The organism is Novosphingobium sp. PhB165, assembly GCF_004341845.1.
In the GTDB taxonomy this organism is placed as follows: Bacteria; Pseudomonadota; Alphaproteobacteria; order Sphingomonadales; family Sphingomonadaceae; genus Novosphingobium.
This window is the reverse complement of record NZ_SLVB01000005.1, coordinates 393,235-409,325: the sequence shown is the minus strand read 5'-3', so window position 1 is coordinate 409,325 and position 16,091 is coordinate 393,235. Positions and strand designations below refer to the sequence as shown.

The window sequence follows — 16,091 nt, the reverse complement described above, 5'->3', positions numbered from 1 at the left end:
TCCCCGCGTCACGCGCTCAGGGCGCGTAACTGTTGCAGCCCCAGCGCTGCCAGTTCGGCACGCGCGGGCACTTGCTGACTTTGGCAAGCCAGAGATCGAAAATCCGCGGCTCGCGAAGACAGGCGACGTAACCGACGCCATGAATCGCCAGCGCCGCTGGCAGAGCCCAGAAGCTCTTGGTGATGAGGAATATCTCCGTCGTCACCAGGCCGTTGATGATGAAGAACGTGAACGTCACCCCCGCGAACATCTGCGGGCGGGTGAGTGCCCGATGGACCGGGAAGCGCGCCAGGCTCATCAAACGCTCCTTACCCTGCCGCCGACTGGATGCCGGAAACGATCGCCCCGGCGCCGAACAGCACGAAGCAGCCGATGATGACCGTCGCGCCGAAGCGCCAGTTCATGCGGCCGGTCAGCATCATGAAGCCCACGGCAGCAACGGCCATGACCGCGACGGCGGTGGCGACATTGCCCAGCAACGTGCCTTGCAACCATCCAAGAGCTGCCACAATCGGGCCGGAACCGGCCGGATCGGCGCGCGTTACCTGCTGCGCCTGTGCAGCGGTGGCGGCAAAAGTGCCGAACGCACCGGCAAAAACCGAAAGAACACCGCGCAACGCACGGACCTGAACCTGAACGAGTCGAATCACCATTGCCCTCCGTATGAGGGCCCAGTGCGCCGTCCAGATGACAAGAGTGTGACGAGAAAACGACCCTGCCCGGGTTCAGATCTCGATCCACCTCCCGCCAGAGGTACCCTGTCATCAGCCTTTGCACGGGGCCGTCGCGCTCCGCGCAGCGTCAGGAAGTATGCAGATTTCCCCCGACCCCACCCGCACGGGCGAACGAACTATACGTCAGGGCACGCGTTCCGCCTACACCCGATCCTGCACCGTCCACAGTGCACGATCCGGGGCCCGGCCCGCCAGACAGAATGCAAGAAAACGGCGCTTTTCAGGCCTCAGCGCGCGGCTTGTGCATTGGCGCGAAGCATCTGTTGCATCGCCATGCGAGCCGCCGCACGCGAGTCCACCCAGGTCCCGTCGGCCAGTTGCAAGTCATACCGCTGGGGGCTGACGATGGCCGCGCGGTAGCTGATCAGGGCCTTGTCGGTGCGCCCCGTGGCCGCATAGGCGGCGGCGAGGTTGATCAGCGTGGCCGGATCGTCCGAATGGGCGGCGCCATTGGCCTCCAGCTTGCGCAGCGCGGCGTCGGCACGGCCCTGCGAGAGGTCCTGGTAAGCGACATCCACAGTGTCGTGCGTGGGCAGGTCCGTAGCCAGCGCAGCGGGGCTCTGAGCCAGCAGAACCGAAGCAAATGCAGCGACGAGCGACATGATTCTTCTCCCGGACGGATATGTTGATTGAGAGCAACATCCGCCGCAATTCGGCACTCCGCAAGAAAATGACGTAAGTGTCATAAAACTGCAATTAACGCGTGAAGCGACCAGACAATCGCGAGTCGCCGCCACTTCGAGGCCGCTGCGCGCCTGCATCGCACAGCAATTGTCATATCACGGTCATCAATCGGTATATTTCTGTCACCGTGACGCCAACAAAGTGTCACTTCATCAACCTACACGCCCCTGACAACGAAAACGGACTCGCCGTTTCGTACCGACCTGTCCAAGGGGGGAAATTCACGTGAAGACTATTCATGGCATGCTGCTTGGGTGCAGCGCTCTTGCTCTCGCCGGTTGCGGTGCCGACGACATCTCCTCGCCGGGCGCAGGCAGCATCGTGATCAACAATCCGACGCCAACCCCCTCGCCCACGCCGACACCGACGCCGGGCACCGTCGTTGCGGCGGCAAGCTGCCCCAGCTTCAACGCCACCGGCGGCCTGACCGACAGCGGCGTCCTCACCGTCCCGCAGGGCAGCTGGCGCGTCTGCACGCTGCCGGCGCTGGTTGACGTCAACGCCACGCTTCCCAAGGTTACCGGCGTAATCTACCGCCTCAATGGTCGCGTCGACGTCGGCTGCGATGGCGGCTTTGCGGCGCCGACGGCCTCCGCGACGTTCACGACCACCACCGCCAGCTGCAAGAGCAAGGTCCTGTCGGCGGATACCAACGTCACCTTGACGATTGATCCGGGCGTGATCGTTTACGGCGAAAACTCTGCCGAGCCGGCCTGGCTCGCCGTCAACCGCGGCAACAAGATCAACGCTGTCGGCACCGCCACCAAGCCGATCATCTTCACCAGCCGCGACAATGTCGTCGGCACGAACGACGATTCCTCGCAGGGCCAGTGGGGCGGCGTCGTGCTGCTTGGCCGCGGCAAGGTGACGGACTGCAACTACGGCGCGGCCGCCACCACCCCGACCGGCAACGGCACCTGCGAACGCGACACCGAAGGCTCGGCCAACAAGGCCGTCTTCGGCGGCAGCGACAACACCTACAGCGCCGGTGCCATGAAGTACGTGCAGATCCGCTACTCGGGCTTCATCCTGGGCAACGGCAAGGAACTCCAGTCGCTGACCGCCGAAGGCGTCGGCACCGGTACCACGCTCGATTACTTCCAGTCGGTCAACAGTTCGGACGACGGCGCCGAGTTCTTCGGCGGCGCGGTGAACTTCAAGCACTACATCTCGGTCAACGCCGACGATGACAGCCTTGATATCGACACCGGCCTTCAGGGTGCCTTCCAGTACGTCCTGCTGCTCCAGCGCAATGGCGGCGGCGACGCCTTGGTCGAAGCCGACTCCGACGGCTTCGAAGCGCAGTTCCCCCGCCAGAAGACGACCATCGCGAACTTCACGATGATCCAGCCTTCGGCCAGCTCGAACAACGACAGCAATGACAAGGCCTCGCTGCTGATCCGCGGCAACGCCGACATCGCGCTCGTCAACGGCATCATCTACACGCCGAACAACGAGTGCATCCGCGTCAACGGCTCGGGCGCGAATCCTGCGGATCAGGCGACGTTCACCGCCAATTCGGTGGTCATGACCTGCAACGCGACGAAGTATCTGGACACCGGCACTTATGCCGCCGGCACCGCCCAGTCCATGTTCGCCGCAGGCACCAACAACAGCGACACCTTCACCTCGACGCTGACGAGCACCTTCGTCAACGGCGCGAACGAGAGTGCACGCACCGCTTACGCCAACCTCACCACGCTCTCCAGCTTCTTCGACAATGTCGCCTATATCGGCGCCGTCGCGAACGCTTCGGACACCTGGTACAAGGGTTGGACCTGCGACAACTCGACCGCCAACTTCGGTTCGAACGCCAGCTGCACCTCGCTGCCGACGACCTGAACGGGCCACCCGTGACTTCGGGGGGTGGTCCATCGCGGGCCGCCCCCTTTGTCACACTCCAAAGCCTCAACGACATCCTACGCGTTCCAGGGGGACCAGACATGACCAAGCCGCGGCTCGCCTCGTTGCTGCTGCTTTCCACCACGATCCTCACGCCGTCGCTGGCGTGGGCACAGGACAGCAGCACACCTCCCGCTCCCGAGAGCCCCGCCCCGCCCTCCGCATCGGTTGAAACCGAGGCCGAAGCGGAAGGCCAGGCTCCCGAAATCTCGGTGCCCGGCGGCGCCATCATCGTCACCGGCCAGCGCAGCCGCAACGCGATGCGCACCGCGCCGCAGGTGATCTCGGTCCTTTCCACCGAGGAAATCGCCCGCACCGGCGAAGGCGACATTGCCGGCGCGCTCGGCCGCGTCACCGGCCTGTCGGTGGTGGGCAACGGCTATGTCTATGTGCGCGGCCTTGGCGACCGGTATTCGCTGGCCTTGCTCAACGGCTCCCCCCTGCCGAGCCCCGAACCGCTCAAGCGCGTGGTGCCGCTCGACCTCTTCCCGACCAGCATCGTGGCGTCCTCGCTCGTGCAGAAGAGCTATTCGGCGAACTTCCCCGGTGAATTCGGCGGCGGCGTGATCAACCTCACCACCAAGGCGATTCCGGACAAGAACTTCCTGGAAATCGGCGGCGGCATCGGCTGGGACACCGAGACGACCAACCAGCTGAGCTACACGTATTACGGCTCGAAGACCGACTGGACGGGCTGGGACAACGGCAACCGTTCGATCCCCTCGGCCCTGCAGGACTATTTCAACAGCGATCAGGTCATCAATCCCACCAGCGACTTGGCCCAGCAACTGGGCGGATTGCTGGTCAACGGCCGCAACGCGGTGATCCAGCGGGTCGACCACACCCAGCCGAACTGGTCCGCCGACCTGTCGGCCGGCGCCAAGTTCGATCTCGGCTGGGGTACTCTCGGCGTGATCGGCGCGGCCGGGTACTCGAACAAGACGCAGACCAAGCAGATCACCCAGCAGCGCGCGCAGGGCCTGACGTCCCAGCAGCTGTTCGAGGATTTCACCGCAGTGAACACCGACAACCGCATTGTCGGCAATGCCCTGCTGGGCCTCGGTCTGGAATGGGGTGAGAACTCGATCCGCTGGACCAACGTGTACATTCACGACACCGACAAGCACACGGGCCTGCGCATCGGTCACCGCGAAAACAACGCGCAGGCCGATTACATGAACCAGACCACGGCCTGGTACGAACGCCAGTTGATCGACACCCAGTTCGTCGGTGAATTCAAACCGGCCGACAACACCACGATCGACGTGCGCGCCGGCTACGCCAACTCCAAGCGCCTCGCCCCGTTCGAAATCACCGCCGAATACTTGCGCACCAATACCGACACCGACCAGTTCGGTGCCGATTTCGTCAACCGGCTGGGCAATGGCAATCAGGAGCCGACGACCATCACCTTCTCGCGCCTGAACGAGAACGTGTGGTCCGCCGGGGCCGACCTGAGCCACATGTTCGTGCCGGGCTGGACGGGTACGGTGGGCTATTCCTACCAGATCAACTCGCGCACCAATTCCCGCCGTTCGCTGGGCGTCTATGCCTATGGCGACCAGAACCAGATCTCGAACTTCGGCCTGCTACGCCTTGACGTGCTGCTCCAGCCGGGCACCTGGTACCTGATCGACAACGGCGTGAACTACGGCCTCGAACTGCGCGAGCCCGATGCGGCGACTTCGGTGTTCGATTCGCGGCTGCTCAACCACGCCTTCTACGGAAAGCTGGACGGCGAGATCACCGACGCGCTGAGTTTCGACCTTGGCGTGCGCTGGGAATACGCCAAGCTTTCGACGATCCTGCGCCCGGTCGGCCAGGCGGCTTCGCAGCCCACCGACCTCAAGAACGAGTACTTCCTGCCCGCGCTGACGCTGACTTACGAAGTCCAGCCCGGCATGCAGGTCCGCGCCAGCGCGTCCAAGACCATCGCCCGCCCGCAGTTCCGCGAGCTGCTCTATCAACCGTACTTCGATCCCGACACCAACCGCACCTATCAAGGCAACCCGTTCCTCGTGGACAGCCAGCTCTATAATGCCGAGGCCCGGTGGGAATGGTACTTCGCGCCCGAACAGCGCGTGTCGCTTGGCGGCTTCTTCAAGCGCATCAACAAGCCGATCGAATCGTTCCTGACCGGTTCGGAAAGCTTCATCACCTCTTACGGTAACGCGCCCAAGGCCAACCTCTACGGCGTCGAACTGGAAGCGCAGAAGTACGTGCGCCTCGAAAGCATGGGCAAGTTCTTCGAGACGCGCCGCTTGCTGCTGCTCGGCAACTACACCTTCACCAAGTCGGAACTGAAGGTCTCCGATACCGATACCGTGCGGATCTACGGCGCCGGTACCGCCACCTCGCTCGCCACCGACTACTTCATGAACGGCGCCCCGCTGACCGGCCAGTCGAAGCATATCGGCAACGTGCAGATCGGGCTGGAGGACACCGACCACCTCTCGCAGCAGACGCTGCTGTTCAACTACGCCAGCAAGCGCGCGGTCAGCCGCGGTCTGGCCAACTCCGGCCAGCCGGACGTGGTCGAGAATCCGGGCCTCACCATCGATCTGGTGGTGCGGCAGGGCATCAGGCTCTCCGAGAACAAGGAAATCGAGCTGAAGTTCGAAGGCCGCAACCTCACCGGTCGCGGTCATCAGGAATACCAGCAAATGGAAGACGGCCGGGTGGACTACAACACGTACGACCTTGGCCGCGTCTTCACGATCTCGGCCTCGGCCAAGTTCTGATCGCTTCTCTCACCCGGAGGACCCTGACCCTCCGGACTATCCTTGAAGGGCCCGGCCGCGACCATCGCGACCGGGCCCTCTTTTTCCCGCCGTCTTTTTTCTTTTGCCTCCACGCCCGCCCCCGGGTAAGGGCGTGGCGTCATCTGGGGAGTAGCCGCCCGCGTTTCCCGCGCGGGACCTGTCGTCAACATACTTGGTCGAGAGACCGTGGCGCACAGGAGGACGGAAAAGACCGTCCGGGCGAGACCAATGGCGTTGCAGCTCCGTCCGGCCGGGCGGGTTCTGCCGCGCTATTGTCTTGTCTGTCGCCCGGCCCGGAGAATTCGCCTTGGAAGCCCTGCTTACGTCGACCGCCGTCGTCGCCCTCGCCGAGATCGGCGACAAGACCCAGCTGCTCGCCATCCTCCTTGCCACGCGTTTCAAGCGGCCCTGGCCGATTGTCGGCGGCATTTTCGTGGCGACGCTGGCCAATCACTTCCTGGCCGCACTGGTCGGCGAACAGGCCGCTGCCTTCCTTGAGGGCCACTGGTTCCGCTACCTGATTGCCTTCAGCTTCATCGCCATGGCCGCCTGGACGCTGGTTCCCGACAAGTTCGATGATGACGAAGCGCCCAAGCCCAGCCGCTTCGGCCCCTTCCTGACGACCGCGATCGCCTTCTTCCTGGTCGAAATGGGCGACAAGACGCAGATCGCCACGATTGCGCTGGGCGCCCGCTTCCAGAGCGTTCTGCCGGTCATGGCCGGCACCACGCTGGGCATGATGATCGCCAATGTGCCCGCCGTGTTCCTTGGCGATGCGCTTATCAAGCGGGTTCCGCTGGGCATGGTCCGCACGGTGGCCGCGCTGCTGTTCCTGGTGATCGGCCTCTGGCTGCTGGCCCAGACTTCCGGCCTGCTGGGCGGCTGATAGGTCCACCCGCGCCGTGAGGTGCAAGCAGAGCATGATCCGTTCAAACGGAAGCGGATCATGCTCTGTCTATCATTCGATGGCCGCATTTTCCGCGCCGTCGGATGCCATCGCCGCAGAGCGGTTATTGACGGGCTCTCCATTTGCCTCAAGTGTTTGCACCTTGGCTGGAGAGACTCGCGCATGAAACCCAGATACCTGGCCTGCATCGCCGCCGTGGTGCCTTTCGGGCTGATCCCCGTGGCCGCCGATGCGGGGTTTTACAGCGGCAACGAACTCTACGACGTCTGCACCGCCGAAAAGGGCGACAAGGGCTATGTCGAGAGCGCCTATCAGTGCCTCGCCTATATCACCGGCGCGGTCGATGCCTTCAACACCACGCGGGAAGCCGCCAAGCTCAAGAGCTGCATCCCGCCGGACGTGACGATCAGCCAGCTCAAGGATGTCACGGTCGCCTACTTGCGCGACAATCCGGAGACCCGCAACGCCTCCGCCTCCTCGCAAGTCTATGCAGCAACGCGCAAGGCATGGGCCTGCCCCGGCGCGAAACCGGCAGCTGCGGCAACGACGAAAAAGAAGAAGTAAAAAAGCCGCCTATTGAGCGCCGTCTTCCGGCCATTCGATATCGAGCCGCAGCCGCGTCAGGCTCAAGGTCGCGATGCGCCACGCACCGTCTTCGTGGCGGTAGGTCTCGTGATAATGGCCGCGCCCCAGGATGCTCTTCCAGCCCTGCCGGGGATGGCGATCTTCCCATTCGATCACGTCCTGCATCGCCCAGATCGCACGGGCATTCGCCGCATCGACGATCTCGATCTCGGCCGTCAGCCCCTGATGGCACGACACTGCATGCTCCAGACTGTGCCGAAGACTGGCGGCATAGTTCGCCCCGCCTTCCGAATAGATGTCCCCCGCCGGGGTCACGACGGTCATGTCGCGGGTGAAAACAGAGGGCAGCTCGTCCCACAGCTTGCAGTCCATGCACCGGAAGTATTTCGCCTTGAGGGCGCGGATGTCCTCGATGGCTTCCAGCCTTGCTATTCTGTCCAAGATTGCCTCCGTCCTCACGGGATCCGCAGTACGAACGCGCCTTCCGGCAGGTCGAGCCCGATCCGGCCGCGCTGCACGCATGGTCAAGACAGCCTTCCCGGGCATGCGTTCGCCTGACCGGCCAATGCGCGCAGAGAGTTCCGGCTCGCTTTCGAGACCGGAGAATGTGACAGGTGACCGAACTTCCCGCCGCAGACCGCTTCAGCGACGGCGCTGACGACAATCCCTACTGGAACGAGAACAGCTGGTTCTCCGTCTCGATCCCGGAACGCGGCATTCACGGCCTGATCCAGCATTTCTTCCGGCCCAACATGGGCCTGCTGAACGGCGGCCCGGTGCTGTGGGATCGTACCGGAACCACGCAGTGGAACTGCCTCTATTACAACTGGAGCCACTTGCAGGCGATCCCGGATGGTGCCGGGAAGTTCGAGGTAACGGCCCGCAATTCGCTCTCCGTCAAGGTTGTGGAGCCGCTGCGGCGGTACAAGATCGACTACGACCGGGACGGGTTCCGCATGGATCTCCTCTGGGAGGCCGTGGGCCCGCATCACCGGATGGAAACCGGCGATCCCGATCAGGCAAAGACCGCCGCCTATCATATCGAGCAGCCAGGCCGGATGACCGGCACGATCCGGCGCGGCAGCGAACTCTATCCAATTGACTGTTGGTCCATGCGGGACTGTTCGTCCGGCCCCTACGACACCGAGCACTGGCCGACCGGTGGCTATTTCTGGGGCATCGGCGAGAGCGGCAGCTTCCTGACGCTATGTATTGGCAAGGCCCGCGAAGTGCAGACGATGGGCGGCTTCCTGATGCGGGACGGCGTCATGGCGTCACTCGCATCGGGCAAGCGCACGGTGCTCGAATACGGCCACTTCGGACCCAGCCGCGTGGTCTTCGAAGGCACCGACACCATGGGCCGGCAGATCACCGCGACCGGGATCATCGAGCCCGGGCTGGTGTTCACCGGCTACACCGATCACACCGTGGTCTGGTCGCTCGAAAAATGGGATGTCGCCGGCGAAACCTACTGGGGCGACAATCAGGAGTTCTACCCGGCCGAGGTCTTCCGCCGGATAGCCAGAGGAAAGATCAAGCTGGGCGCGTGAGCCCCGCTCATACCGTGTCGAAAACGTACCCCAACGAGCGCACGGTGCGCAGCGGATTGCCCGCCCCCACACCCTTGAGCGCGCGGCGCAGGCGGCCGATCCAGACGTCCACGGTGCGCTCGTCCACCGCCGGTTCCTGCTTGCCGAGCGCGGCGATCAGCTGGGTGCGGGTGAACACGCGGCCGGGATGCTCGATGAAATAGCGCAGCAAGCGCAGTTCGTTGGGCATCAGCGAGATCGGCTTGCCTTGCCAGCGGGCCTGAAACGCGGCCACGTCCACCGTCAGTTCGCCTTGCGCCAGCACGCGCAGACCGGTGCTTTCCTGTTCGCCGATACTGGCGCCCAGCACGCGATCCAGCAGCGTCGCGCGGGTCAGCGGGCCGACGATATAGTCGTCCGCGCCCATACGCAGCGCGCGCTTGCGATCCTCCTGGTTGTCTTCCTCCAGCACCATGGTCACGTGCGCGGTCTGCGTCAGCGGATCGGCGCGCAGGCGGCGGCACAGTTCAAGGCCCGACATTTCCGGCAGCACCCAGTCGATAAAGAGCCAGAGCGCGCCTTCCAGCAGCGGAAGCTCGGCAAAGTCGCTCCAGCGGTGCAGCACGACATCGAAGTCGTCATGCCGGAAGGCGGCGAGCCCCCCGGAGAGTTCGCTGGTCAGGAAGATGTCGATCCGCTGCATGGCCCCCGCGCCTTTTTGCCCCGATGTTCAGGGGCACGCGCGGCTAATTGCCCGGTGACTGTGACGATCACGTGACAATTCGGACAATACTGCCGTCAAAACAGAAGCCTGCCGGCAGTTGGCACAGAGACACAAATTTCCTGTCATCGAATTGACCCGCAACCGTCACGCCCGCGCAACGCGAAGATGCCAAATATGACACAGCGAAACGGGGGTTTTGGAACGATGCGCAACGACGTGCAGGCACTCTTCGAACGCACCACGGGCCTTGCTGTCGGCAACGACAGCGGCGGCGAACCCGGCGGCAAGATTCCCGCCTGGCTCGATTTGCCCGATCCCAAGGGCTTCCGCCCCAAGCGCAAGTACGACACCGTGTGGATCTCCGACGTCCACCTCGGCACACGCGGCTGCAATGCCGAGATGCTGGTCGATTTCCTGCGCTCCATTGAATGCAAGACGCTCTACCTCGTTGGCGACATTGTCGACGGCTGGCGCCTGCGCAAGGGCTGGTACTGGCCCGACGCCCACAACGAAGTGATCCGCCGCATCCTCAAGATGGCCCATCGCGGTACCCGCGTGGTCTTCGTCGCGGGCAACCATGACGAGATGCTGCGCGACTATGCGGGCCTCACTTTCGGCGGCGTGGAACTGGTGCTGGAAGCGGTCCACGAAACCAAGGACGGCCGCCGCCTGCTGGTCACCCACGGCGATGCTTTCGACGGCGTGGTGCTCTATGCCCGCTGGCTCGCGTTTCTGGGCGACAAGGCATACGGCATGCTGCTGCGCGCCAACATCGTGTTCAACGCGGTGCGCCGCCGCCTGAAGCTGCCGTACTGGTCGCTCTCGGCCTACATGAAGAAGAAGGTCAAGAACGCCGTCCAGTACGTGTGCAGCTACGAGGAAGCTGTCGCGAACGAGGCGATCTCGCGCGGGTTCGACGGGGTGGTCTGCGGCCACATCCACTGTGCCGAGATCCGCCAGTTCGGCGGCATCACTTACTATAACGACGGCGACTGGGTGGAAAGCTGCACCGCGCTGGTCGAAGATGCCAGCGGCCATATCTCGATCATCGACTGGATCGCCGAAACAGGAGGCCACACCGTTTCAGCCGATGCGCTGGCGGAGGCCGCCGAGTGAAGCTGACGCTGGCGACCGACGCCTGGCTTCCCCAAGTCAACGGCGTCGTCCGCTCGCTCTCGGCCACGCTGGATGAACTGGTCCGGCGCGGTCATCAGGTCGAAACGCTGACGCCCGAGCAGTTCCTGACCGTGCCGATGCCCGGCTATCCCTCGATCCGGCTGGCCATGGCCCCGCGCTTCGGGGTGCGCCGGATGCTTGACCGGACGCGGCCGGACATCGTCCATATCGCCACCGAAGGCCCGATCGGCTGGGCTGCGCGCGGCTGGTGCCTCGCCCGCGGGGTGCCGTTCACTTCGGCCTTCCATACCCGCTTTCCAGAATATGCCGCCGTGCGCACCGGGATCAGCGCCGAACGCTTCTGGCCGATCATGCAGCGCTTCCACGCGCCGAGCCAGGCCGTCCTGGTCTCCACCGCCAGCCTTGCCAAGGAACTGAGCGAGCGCGGCATCGGCCATACCCGGCGCTGGAGCCGGGGCATCGACCACGGCCAATTCCGCCCCCACGGCCCGCGCCATCCGGCGATGACCGCCCTGCCCGGCCCGGTCCTGCTCAATGTCGGCCGCGTCGCGCCCGAGAAGAACCTTGAGGCCTTCCTCGACGCGGACGTGCCCGGCAGCAAGGTTGTGGTGGGAGACGGCCCCGCGCTCGAAAGCCTGCGCCGCCGCTATCCGCACGTGCTGTTCCTCGGCGCGCTGGGCGGCGAGGTTCTGGCCAGCGCCTATCGCACCGCCGACTGCTTCGTGTTTCCCAGCCTGACCGATACCTTCGGCCTCGTGGTGATCGAGGCGCTGGCCTGCGGCACGCCGGTCGCCGCCTTCCCGGTGACGGGCCCGGTCGACATCCTCGGCCATCATGGCTGCGGCGTCGACGAGCCGCTGGATCGGCCCGCCGGAGCGGTGGACGATGATCTTGCCGTCGCGATCCGCAAGGCGCTGCGGATCGACCGGGCAGACGCAGCGGCTTTAGGCGCACAGTTCTCATGGGAACGCGCGACCGACCAGTTCCTCGCGGCGCTGACGGCGGCGCTGGAAGGCGATCGCGGGCTGCTCAGCGCAGCTTGACGGAGCGGATCAGGACTTTCCGATCATTACTCCGTCGCCCCCGCGAAGGCGGGGGCCCCGCTATCTTTTCGGCTCGCTCGCCAAGAAAAGCGGGGTCCCCGCCTTCGGGGGACGACGAGGTTAGAGCTGATTTCGCCCGACCGTACCGCTGATGCGCTATCGGAACCCCAGACTGCGCGAGATCAGCGCCGCTTCCGCCACCACCATCTGCGCCAGTTCGGAAAGCCGATCCCGTGCCCGCGCGGTCGGTGCGGCGATCACCAGCGCCCCAACGACCTGCCCCGCCGCATCGCGGATCACGGCCGCCGTGCCGGTGACGCCCTCGGCCGCCTGATCGACGGTCTGCGCAAAGCCCTGCTCCCGCGCGATGCCGATCTCTGCCCTGAGCGCCGCCCGGTCGACCTGCGTGGTCGGCGCCAGCCGCTGGGCGACCAGCCGCTTGAGATAGCTGTCCACTGCCTCGGGCGAACACGTGGCCAAGAGCGCCCGCCCGCCCGCCGTGGCGTAGAACGGCCTACGGTCGCCGATGCTGACAAGATAACGCACGACATGGCTGCTCTCGACAAGGTCGACATAGGTCATGCTGTCGCCCTGCGGCTCACCGACGCCGAGCAGCACCGTCTCGCCGCTGGCACGGCTGAGGCGCCGCATGCCGTCGCGGATGAGGTCGGAACTTTGCAGCCGTCGCCGCGCCTCGGTCAGCGCGCTGCCCAGCCCGAAGGCGCCCGGCCCGAGCCGCCACGCACCGTCCAGTCCAGTCACGAACCCTTCGTCAGCAAGCCCCCGCAGCAACGCCGCCAGACTGCTCTTGGGCGTGGCGAGACGGCGGCTGAGATCGGCCAGCGAGACCGGCTCGCTGCTGGCGCAAAGCACTTCGAGCAGGCGGATCACCCGCGTCACCGACTGCGGCGATGCCGCCCGTCGCTCTCCCTCCTGCACCGTGTCGTTCATCTGGTCCTACCGAAACGCGGGAATGACGTCGTCCGCGAAGACTTTCGCATAGGCAAGGAAGCGCTCGGCAGGAAGCCCGGGCGGCATCATCATCGTAGCATGTTCGACCGGCGCAGCTTCGCGCAGCCCGCGAAAATGATCGATCGCCTCGTCGGGAGTGAGGATGCGCAGCGTACCGCTGGCCTTGAAAGCATCGAGCGTCAACGGCTTGAACACCGGATCGTCGATGCCGATCGCCCCGTCCTCGGCCATCCATGCGGCGTAGGAATTGGCGACATGAAGGAAATGCGGGGCCAGTTCGTCCATCGCCGCCGCCTTGTCATGGGCGACCACCAGCATCAGTTCCTGCACCCAAACGTTCGCCTCGGCCGGATCCTTGCCCTGCGCCTCCAGCTTCTGGCGATAGAGCGGCCAGACATCGGCATTGCCGAAGTAGCCGTCCCCATACTTCGCCACGCGCTCCATCGCCTTGGGCGCGAAGCCGCCGATGTAGAGCGGCACCTGCCCCCGGCTTGAGAGCGCGGCAACCCGCGCGCCTTCCAGCCGGAAGTGATCGCCCGCGAAATCGACCGTCTCGCCCGCCCAGAGACGGCGCACCACGTGCAGGAACTCATCGAACCGCGCGCCGCGCTTGCGGAAGTCGAGCCCGTGCGCCGCATATTCGCGCGCCCGGTACCCGATGGCGAGGCCCATCCGGAGCCGTCCGCCGGAAATCGCATCGAGCACCGCGCAGTCTTCTGCAAAGCGCAACGGCTCGTAAAGCGGGCCGAGTGCGATCCCTGCCCCCAGCGCCATCCGCTTCGTGCGCGCGGCAATCGCCGCCAGCATGACCATCGGCGAGGTCATGTAGCCGTCCTCGGCAAGGTGATGCTCAGGCACCCACGCACCATCGAAGCCAAGCGCCTCGGTTTCGGCAACCACGTCGAGCACTTCAGCATGAAGCGCCTCGGGCGAGCGGCGCCAGGGTGCCGGGTTGCGCATGTCGTAGAGATAACCGAAGCCCAATTCGCGCACTGATACTCTCCTGTAATCGGGGAGAGCCTAGCGTGCGGCGAGCGGACGGAACATCAGGCGCCGGGGCGCCGGGGCGATGATGCTTTTCGGGAGGGAGCAACGGCAGGACGAGCGGGCTGTTGCGGTAGGTGCGAGGCGGATTGGATTATGTCCGGGATGCGGACTTTCTGCCGGATAACTGCTGTTCCGGATCCGCCAACAACGCCGACATTCGTTGTGGAATATCGGCAGTTTTGATACCGTATCTGAAGTATTTGAGGGGAAGCGATTTATGGATTGGAATCCAGTCGTCTATGTCCTTGATGAACTAAGAGACGGGCCACGATCCCTGTTCGAAATTGACGCGACAATCTCGCGGTTTGAACGCGGCTCCTTTGTTCAGAGCTTGTTCTATCTGGCTGAACGGGAGCTTATTGAATTATCAGCAGTTCGACATCCGTTCGAACCCATTCCTAAAACAGAATGGCAAAGACGGTTGCGCGAAGCCTTGGAAGGCAGTCGGCCTGATCCTATCGCGATGACCGGAACATCTATCGATCTGAGTCAAAAGGGCATTCACGTCCTTCAACTACTCGGCATCGGCTACTCATAGCAAAGTAGATTGGCCGAATCCCCAACACATCAGCCCTTCGGCACGGTGCCGCAATGCTTCAAAAAACGGACATCACTGCTTTCCTCTCCTCCCGACCATCGTTTCGATCCCGCTCAGGCTGAGCTTGTCGAAGCCCTCTGCGGCGTGGCGCTGTGGCCCCTATCCTTCGACAAGCTCAGGATGAGCGGTGCGTGAGAAAGTGAGGCAGTTTCCTCTGTTCATCGAACACTGCGCAAAAGAAAAATGGGTTCACGCAGAGGCGCAGAGTCGCAAAGGTGTAGCGCTTCGGGAGAAGTCGTTTCCCGCTCCAAGGCAGCGGTTGCCGCAGTGTCGGATGAAGAAGGCGAGATCGCGGCCCCGAGCGACATCTCTGCGCCTCCGCGTCTCCGCGTGATCCGATTTGCTTTTTCCGACCTGCCCCCAATCCCGCTCAGGCTGAGCTTGTCGAAGCCCTCTGCGGCGTGGCGCTGAGGCTCCTATCCTTCGACAAGCTCAGGATGAGCGGTGTGTGGGCGGGAGGTCACGCTGGAAAGGTCGTGCATTTCCTGAAACTTCCCGGGCAAACCACGCAAGGTAATCACACCCCTGCCCCCATGCGAAAGCCCGCCCGGGAAGTTCCCCTCGATCAGTCGAGGTACATCGCGCGCAGCTTGTCGATCTGCGCCTGATCCATGCCCATCTCGTCCTTGAAGTAGCCCATGGCGCCGCCCGGGTGCGCGTCGAGCTGGCTGAGCGCGGCCTCGATATAGCTGCGGTCCGCCTTCATGAACGCCGACTGCACGGCAGGCGGCAGCGACAGGAAGGCCTGTCCGGTAGCGGCATTCGGCGAAGTCTTCGCCTTGGCCATCGCCGCTGGGAGGTACTGGTTAGTGAGCAGGTAGTCCTGGATCACCGTCTCACGCGGCACACCCAGCGCGGTGAGCAGCAGCGCGGCGGAAACGCCGGTGCGGTCCTTGCCGGCCGAGCAGTTGAAGGCCAGCGGCGCCTGTCCCGCCAGCAACTGCGCAAACATGCGCTTGTACTGCGGCCCGAAAGTCTTGAGCATCATCGGATAGCTCTTGGCCATCATCCCGGTCGCGCCTTCCGGCGTGATCTTGGCCATGTCCTTGGGCATCAGGCCGATCGCCATGCCGTCATAGTCGTCGGCGAAGATGGTCGGGCCGGTTCCGGCCGCCCACGGCATCGGCTCGGCCTTGCGCTCGTTCTTGTCGCGGTAGTCGCAGACGGTCTTGAGGCCCAGCTTGTTGAGGTAGGCAAGATCGCCCGCCGTCAGATCCACCATCGAGCCCGAGCGGAACAACAGGCCCCACTTCACGGTGTGGCCGTCGGCAGTGCGATAGCCGCCAAGGTCACGGAAGTTGCGGCCGCCTTCAAGCGGCAGCAGGCGCTGGTGCGCAGCAGGAGCGCCTGCGGTGACGGGTGCTTCACCGGCGGCCTGGGCGGCGAAGAAAGCCGGGGTGGACAGCGCGACAAGCGCTGCCCCGAGGATGGCAATCTGACGGATCTTCATTGTTTTTCCTTATGTTC

Annotated in this window: 16 protein-coding genes and 1 riboswitch; of the genes, 8 read left to right on the top strand and 8 right to left on the bottom strand. The window is 64.3% G+C overall.

Going from position 1 to position 16,091, the window contains the following annotated elements:
* Positions 1-16 precede the first annotated feature (16 nt).
* The 3 genes from EDF56_RS16375 to EDF56_RS16365 form a co-directional block, all read right to left on the bottom strand.
* Positions 17-298, bottom strand: coding sequence for a VirB3 family type IV secretion system protein (locus tag EDF56_RS16375; protein ID WP_132389294.1), 282 nt, complete (start codon positions 296-298; stop codon positions 17-19).
* 10 nt (positions 299-308) lie between these two features.
* Positions 309-650: a TrbC/VirB2 family protein gene (locus tag EDF56_RS16370; RefSeq protein ID WP_243652641.1), complete on the bottom strand. Its 342-nt coding sequence runs from the start codon at positions 648-650 to the stop codon at positions 309-311.
* Between the two features lie 311 nt (positions 651-961).
* Complete coding sequence (locus EDF56_RS16365) at positions 962-1,336, bottom strand: hypothetical protein (RefSeq protein ID WP_132389290.1); 375 nt, start codon at positions 1,334-1,336, stop codon at positions 962-964.
* Between the two features lie 307 nt (positions 1,337-1,643).
* Here EDF56_RS16365 and EDF56_RS16360 point away from each other — a divergent pair, with 307 nt between their 5' ends.
* From EDF56_RS16360 to EDF56_RS16345, 4 genes are all read left to right on the top strand, one after another.
* Positions 1,644-3,260 carry a hypothetical protein gene (locus EDF56_RS16360; protein ID WP_132389288.1) on the top strand — a complete coding sequence of 539 codons (1,617 nt, stop codon included), beginning with the start codon at positions 1,644-1,646 and terminating at the stop codon, positions 3,258-3,260.
* A 101-nt stretch (positions 3,261-3,361) separates the two neighbouring features.
* Positions 3,362-6,061 (top strand): TonB-dependent receptor, encoded by a 2,700-nt coding sequence (locus EDF56_RS16355; protein WP_132389286.1) that lies wholly within the window; start codon positions 3,362-3,364, stop codon positions 6,059-6,061.
* Positions 6,062-6,193: 132 nt separating this feature from the next.
* Positions 6,194-6,330: riboswitch (yybP-ykoY riboswitch) on the top strand.
* Between the two features lie 59 nt (positions 6,331-6,389).
* Positions 6,390-6,968, top strand: a complete 579-nt coding sequence (locus tag EDF56_RS16350; protein ID WP_132389284.1) for a TMEM165/GDT1 family protein — start codon at positions 6,390-6,392, stop codon at positions 6,966-6,968.
* A 183-nt stretch (positions 6,969-7,151) separates the two neighbouring features.
* A complete protein-coding gene (locus EDF56_RS16345) occupies positions 7,152-7,553 on the top strand; it encodes a Rap1a/Tai family immunity protein (RefSeq protein WP_132389282.1) in 402 nt (133 codons plus the stop codon).
* A 9-nt stretch (positions 7,554-7,562) separates the two neighbouring features.
* Here the strand turns inward: EDF56_RS16345 and EDF56_RS16340 are convergent, their stop codons facing one another.
* Positions 7,563-8,015, bottom strand: coding sequence for a nuclear transport factor 2 family protein (locus EDF56_RS16340; protein WP_132389280.1), 453 nt, complete (start codon positions 8,013-8,015; stop codon positions 7,563-7,565).
* Between the two features lie 173 nt (positions 8,016-8,188).
* On the opposite strand from EDF56_RS16340, the gene EDF56_RS16335 reads away from it, so the two are divergent.
* Complete coding sequence (locus tag EDF56_RS16335; RefSeq protein WP_132389278.1) at positions 8,189-9,124, top strand: hypothetical protein; 936 nt, start codon at positions 8,189-8,191, stop codon at positions 9,122-9,124.
* Between the two features lie 7 nt (positions 9,125-9,131).
* Here the strand turns inward: EDF56_RS16335 and EDF56_RS16330 are convergent, their stop codons facing one another.
* Entirely contained in the window at positions 9,132-9,806 is a 675-nt protein-coding gene (locus tag EDF56_RS16330; protein ID WP_132389276.1) for a response regulator transcription factor, read from the bottom strand.
* Positions 9,807-10,031: 225 nt separating this feature from the next.
* Between EDF56_RS16330 and EDF56_RS16325 the strand changes: the two genes are divergently transcribed.
* Entirely contained in the window at positions 10,032-10,943 is a 912-nt protein-coding gene (locus EDF56_RS16325; protein WP_132389608.1) for a UDP-2,3-diacylglucosamine diphosphatase, read from the top strand.
* A complete protein-coding gene (locus EDF56_RS16320) occupies positions 10,940-12,007 on the top strand; it encodes a glycosyltransferase family 1 protein (protein WP_132389274.1) in 1,068 nt (355 codons plus the stop codon). The genes EDF56_RS16325 and EDF56_RS16320 overlap by 4 nt, the downstream gene beginning before the upstream one ends.
* 156 nt (positions 12,008-12,163) lie before the next feature.
* On the opposite strand, the gene EDF56_RS16315 is transcribed toward EDF56_RS16320, so the two are convergent.
* The gene (locus EDF56_RS16315) at positions 12,164-12,958 is read right to left on the bottom strand and encodes an IclR family transcriptional regulator (RefSeq protein WP_132389272.1); all 795 of its coding nucleotides are present in this window, start codon (positions 12,956-12,958) and stop codon (positions 12,164-12,166) included.
* A gap of 6 nt (positions 12,959-12,964) precedes the next feature.
* Positions 12,965-13,972, bottom strand: coding sequence for an LLM class flavin-dependent oxidoreductase (locus tag EDF56_RS16310; RefSeq protein ID WP_243652640.1), 1,008 nt, complete (start codon positions 13,970-13,972; stop codon positions 12,965-12,967).
* A 214-nt stretch (positions 13,973-14,186) separates the two neighbouring features.
* On the opposite strand from EDF56_RS16310, the gene EDF56_RS16305 reads away from it, so the two are divergent.
* Positions 14,187-14,564: a hypothetical protein gene (locus EDF56_RS16305; RefSeq protein ID WP_165912221.1), complete on the top strand. Its 378-nt coding sequence runs from the start codon at positions 14,187-14,189 to the stop codon at positions 14,562-14,564.
* A 625-nt stretch (positions 14,565-15,189) separates the two neighbouring features.
* Here the strand turns inward: EDF56_RS16305 and EDF56_RS16300 are convergent.
* Positions 15,190-16,074 carry a tyrosine-protein phosphatase gene (locus EDF56_RS16300; protein WP_132389268.1) on the bottom strand — a complete coding sequence of 295 codons (885 nt, stop codon included), beginning with the start codon at positions 16,072-16,074 and terminating at the stop codon, positions 15,190-15,192.
* Between the last annotated feature and the right edge of the window lie 17 nt (positions 16,075-16,091).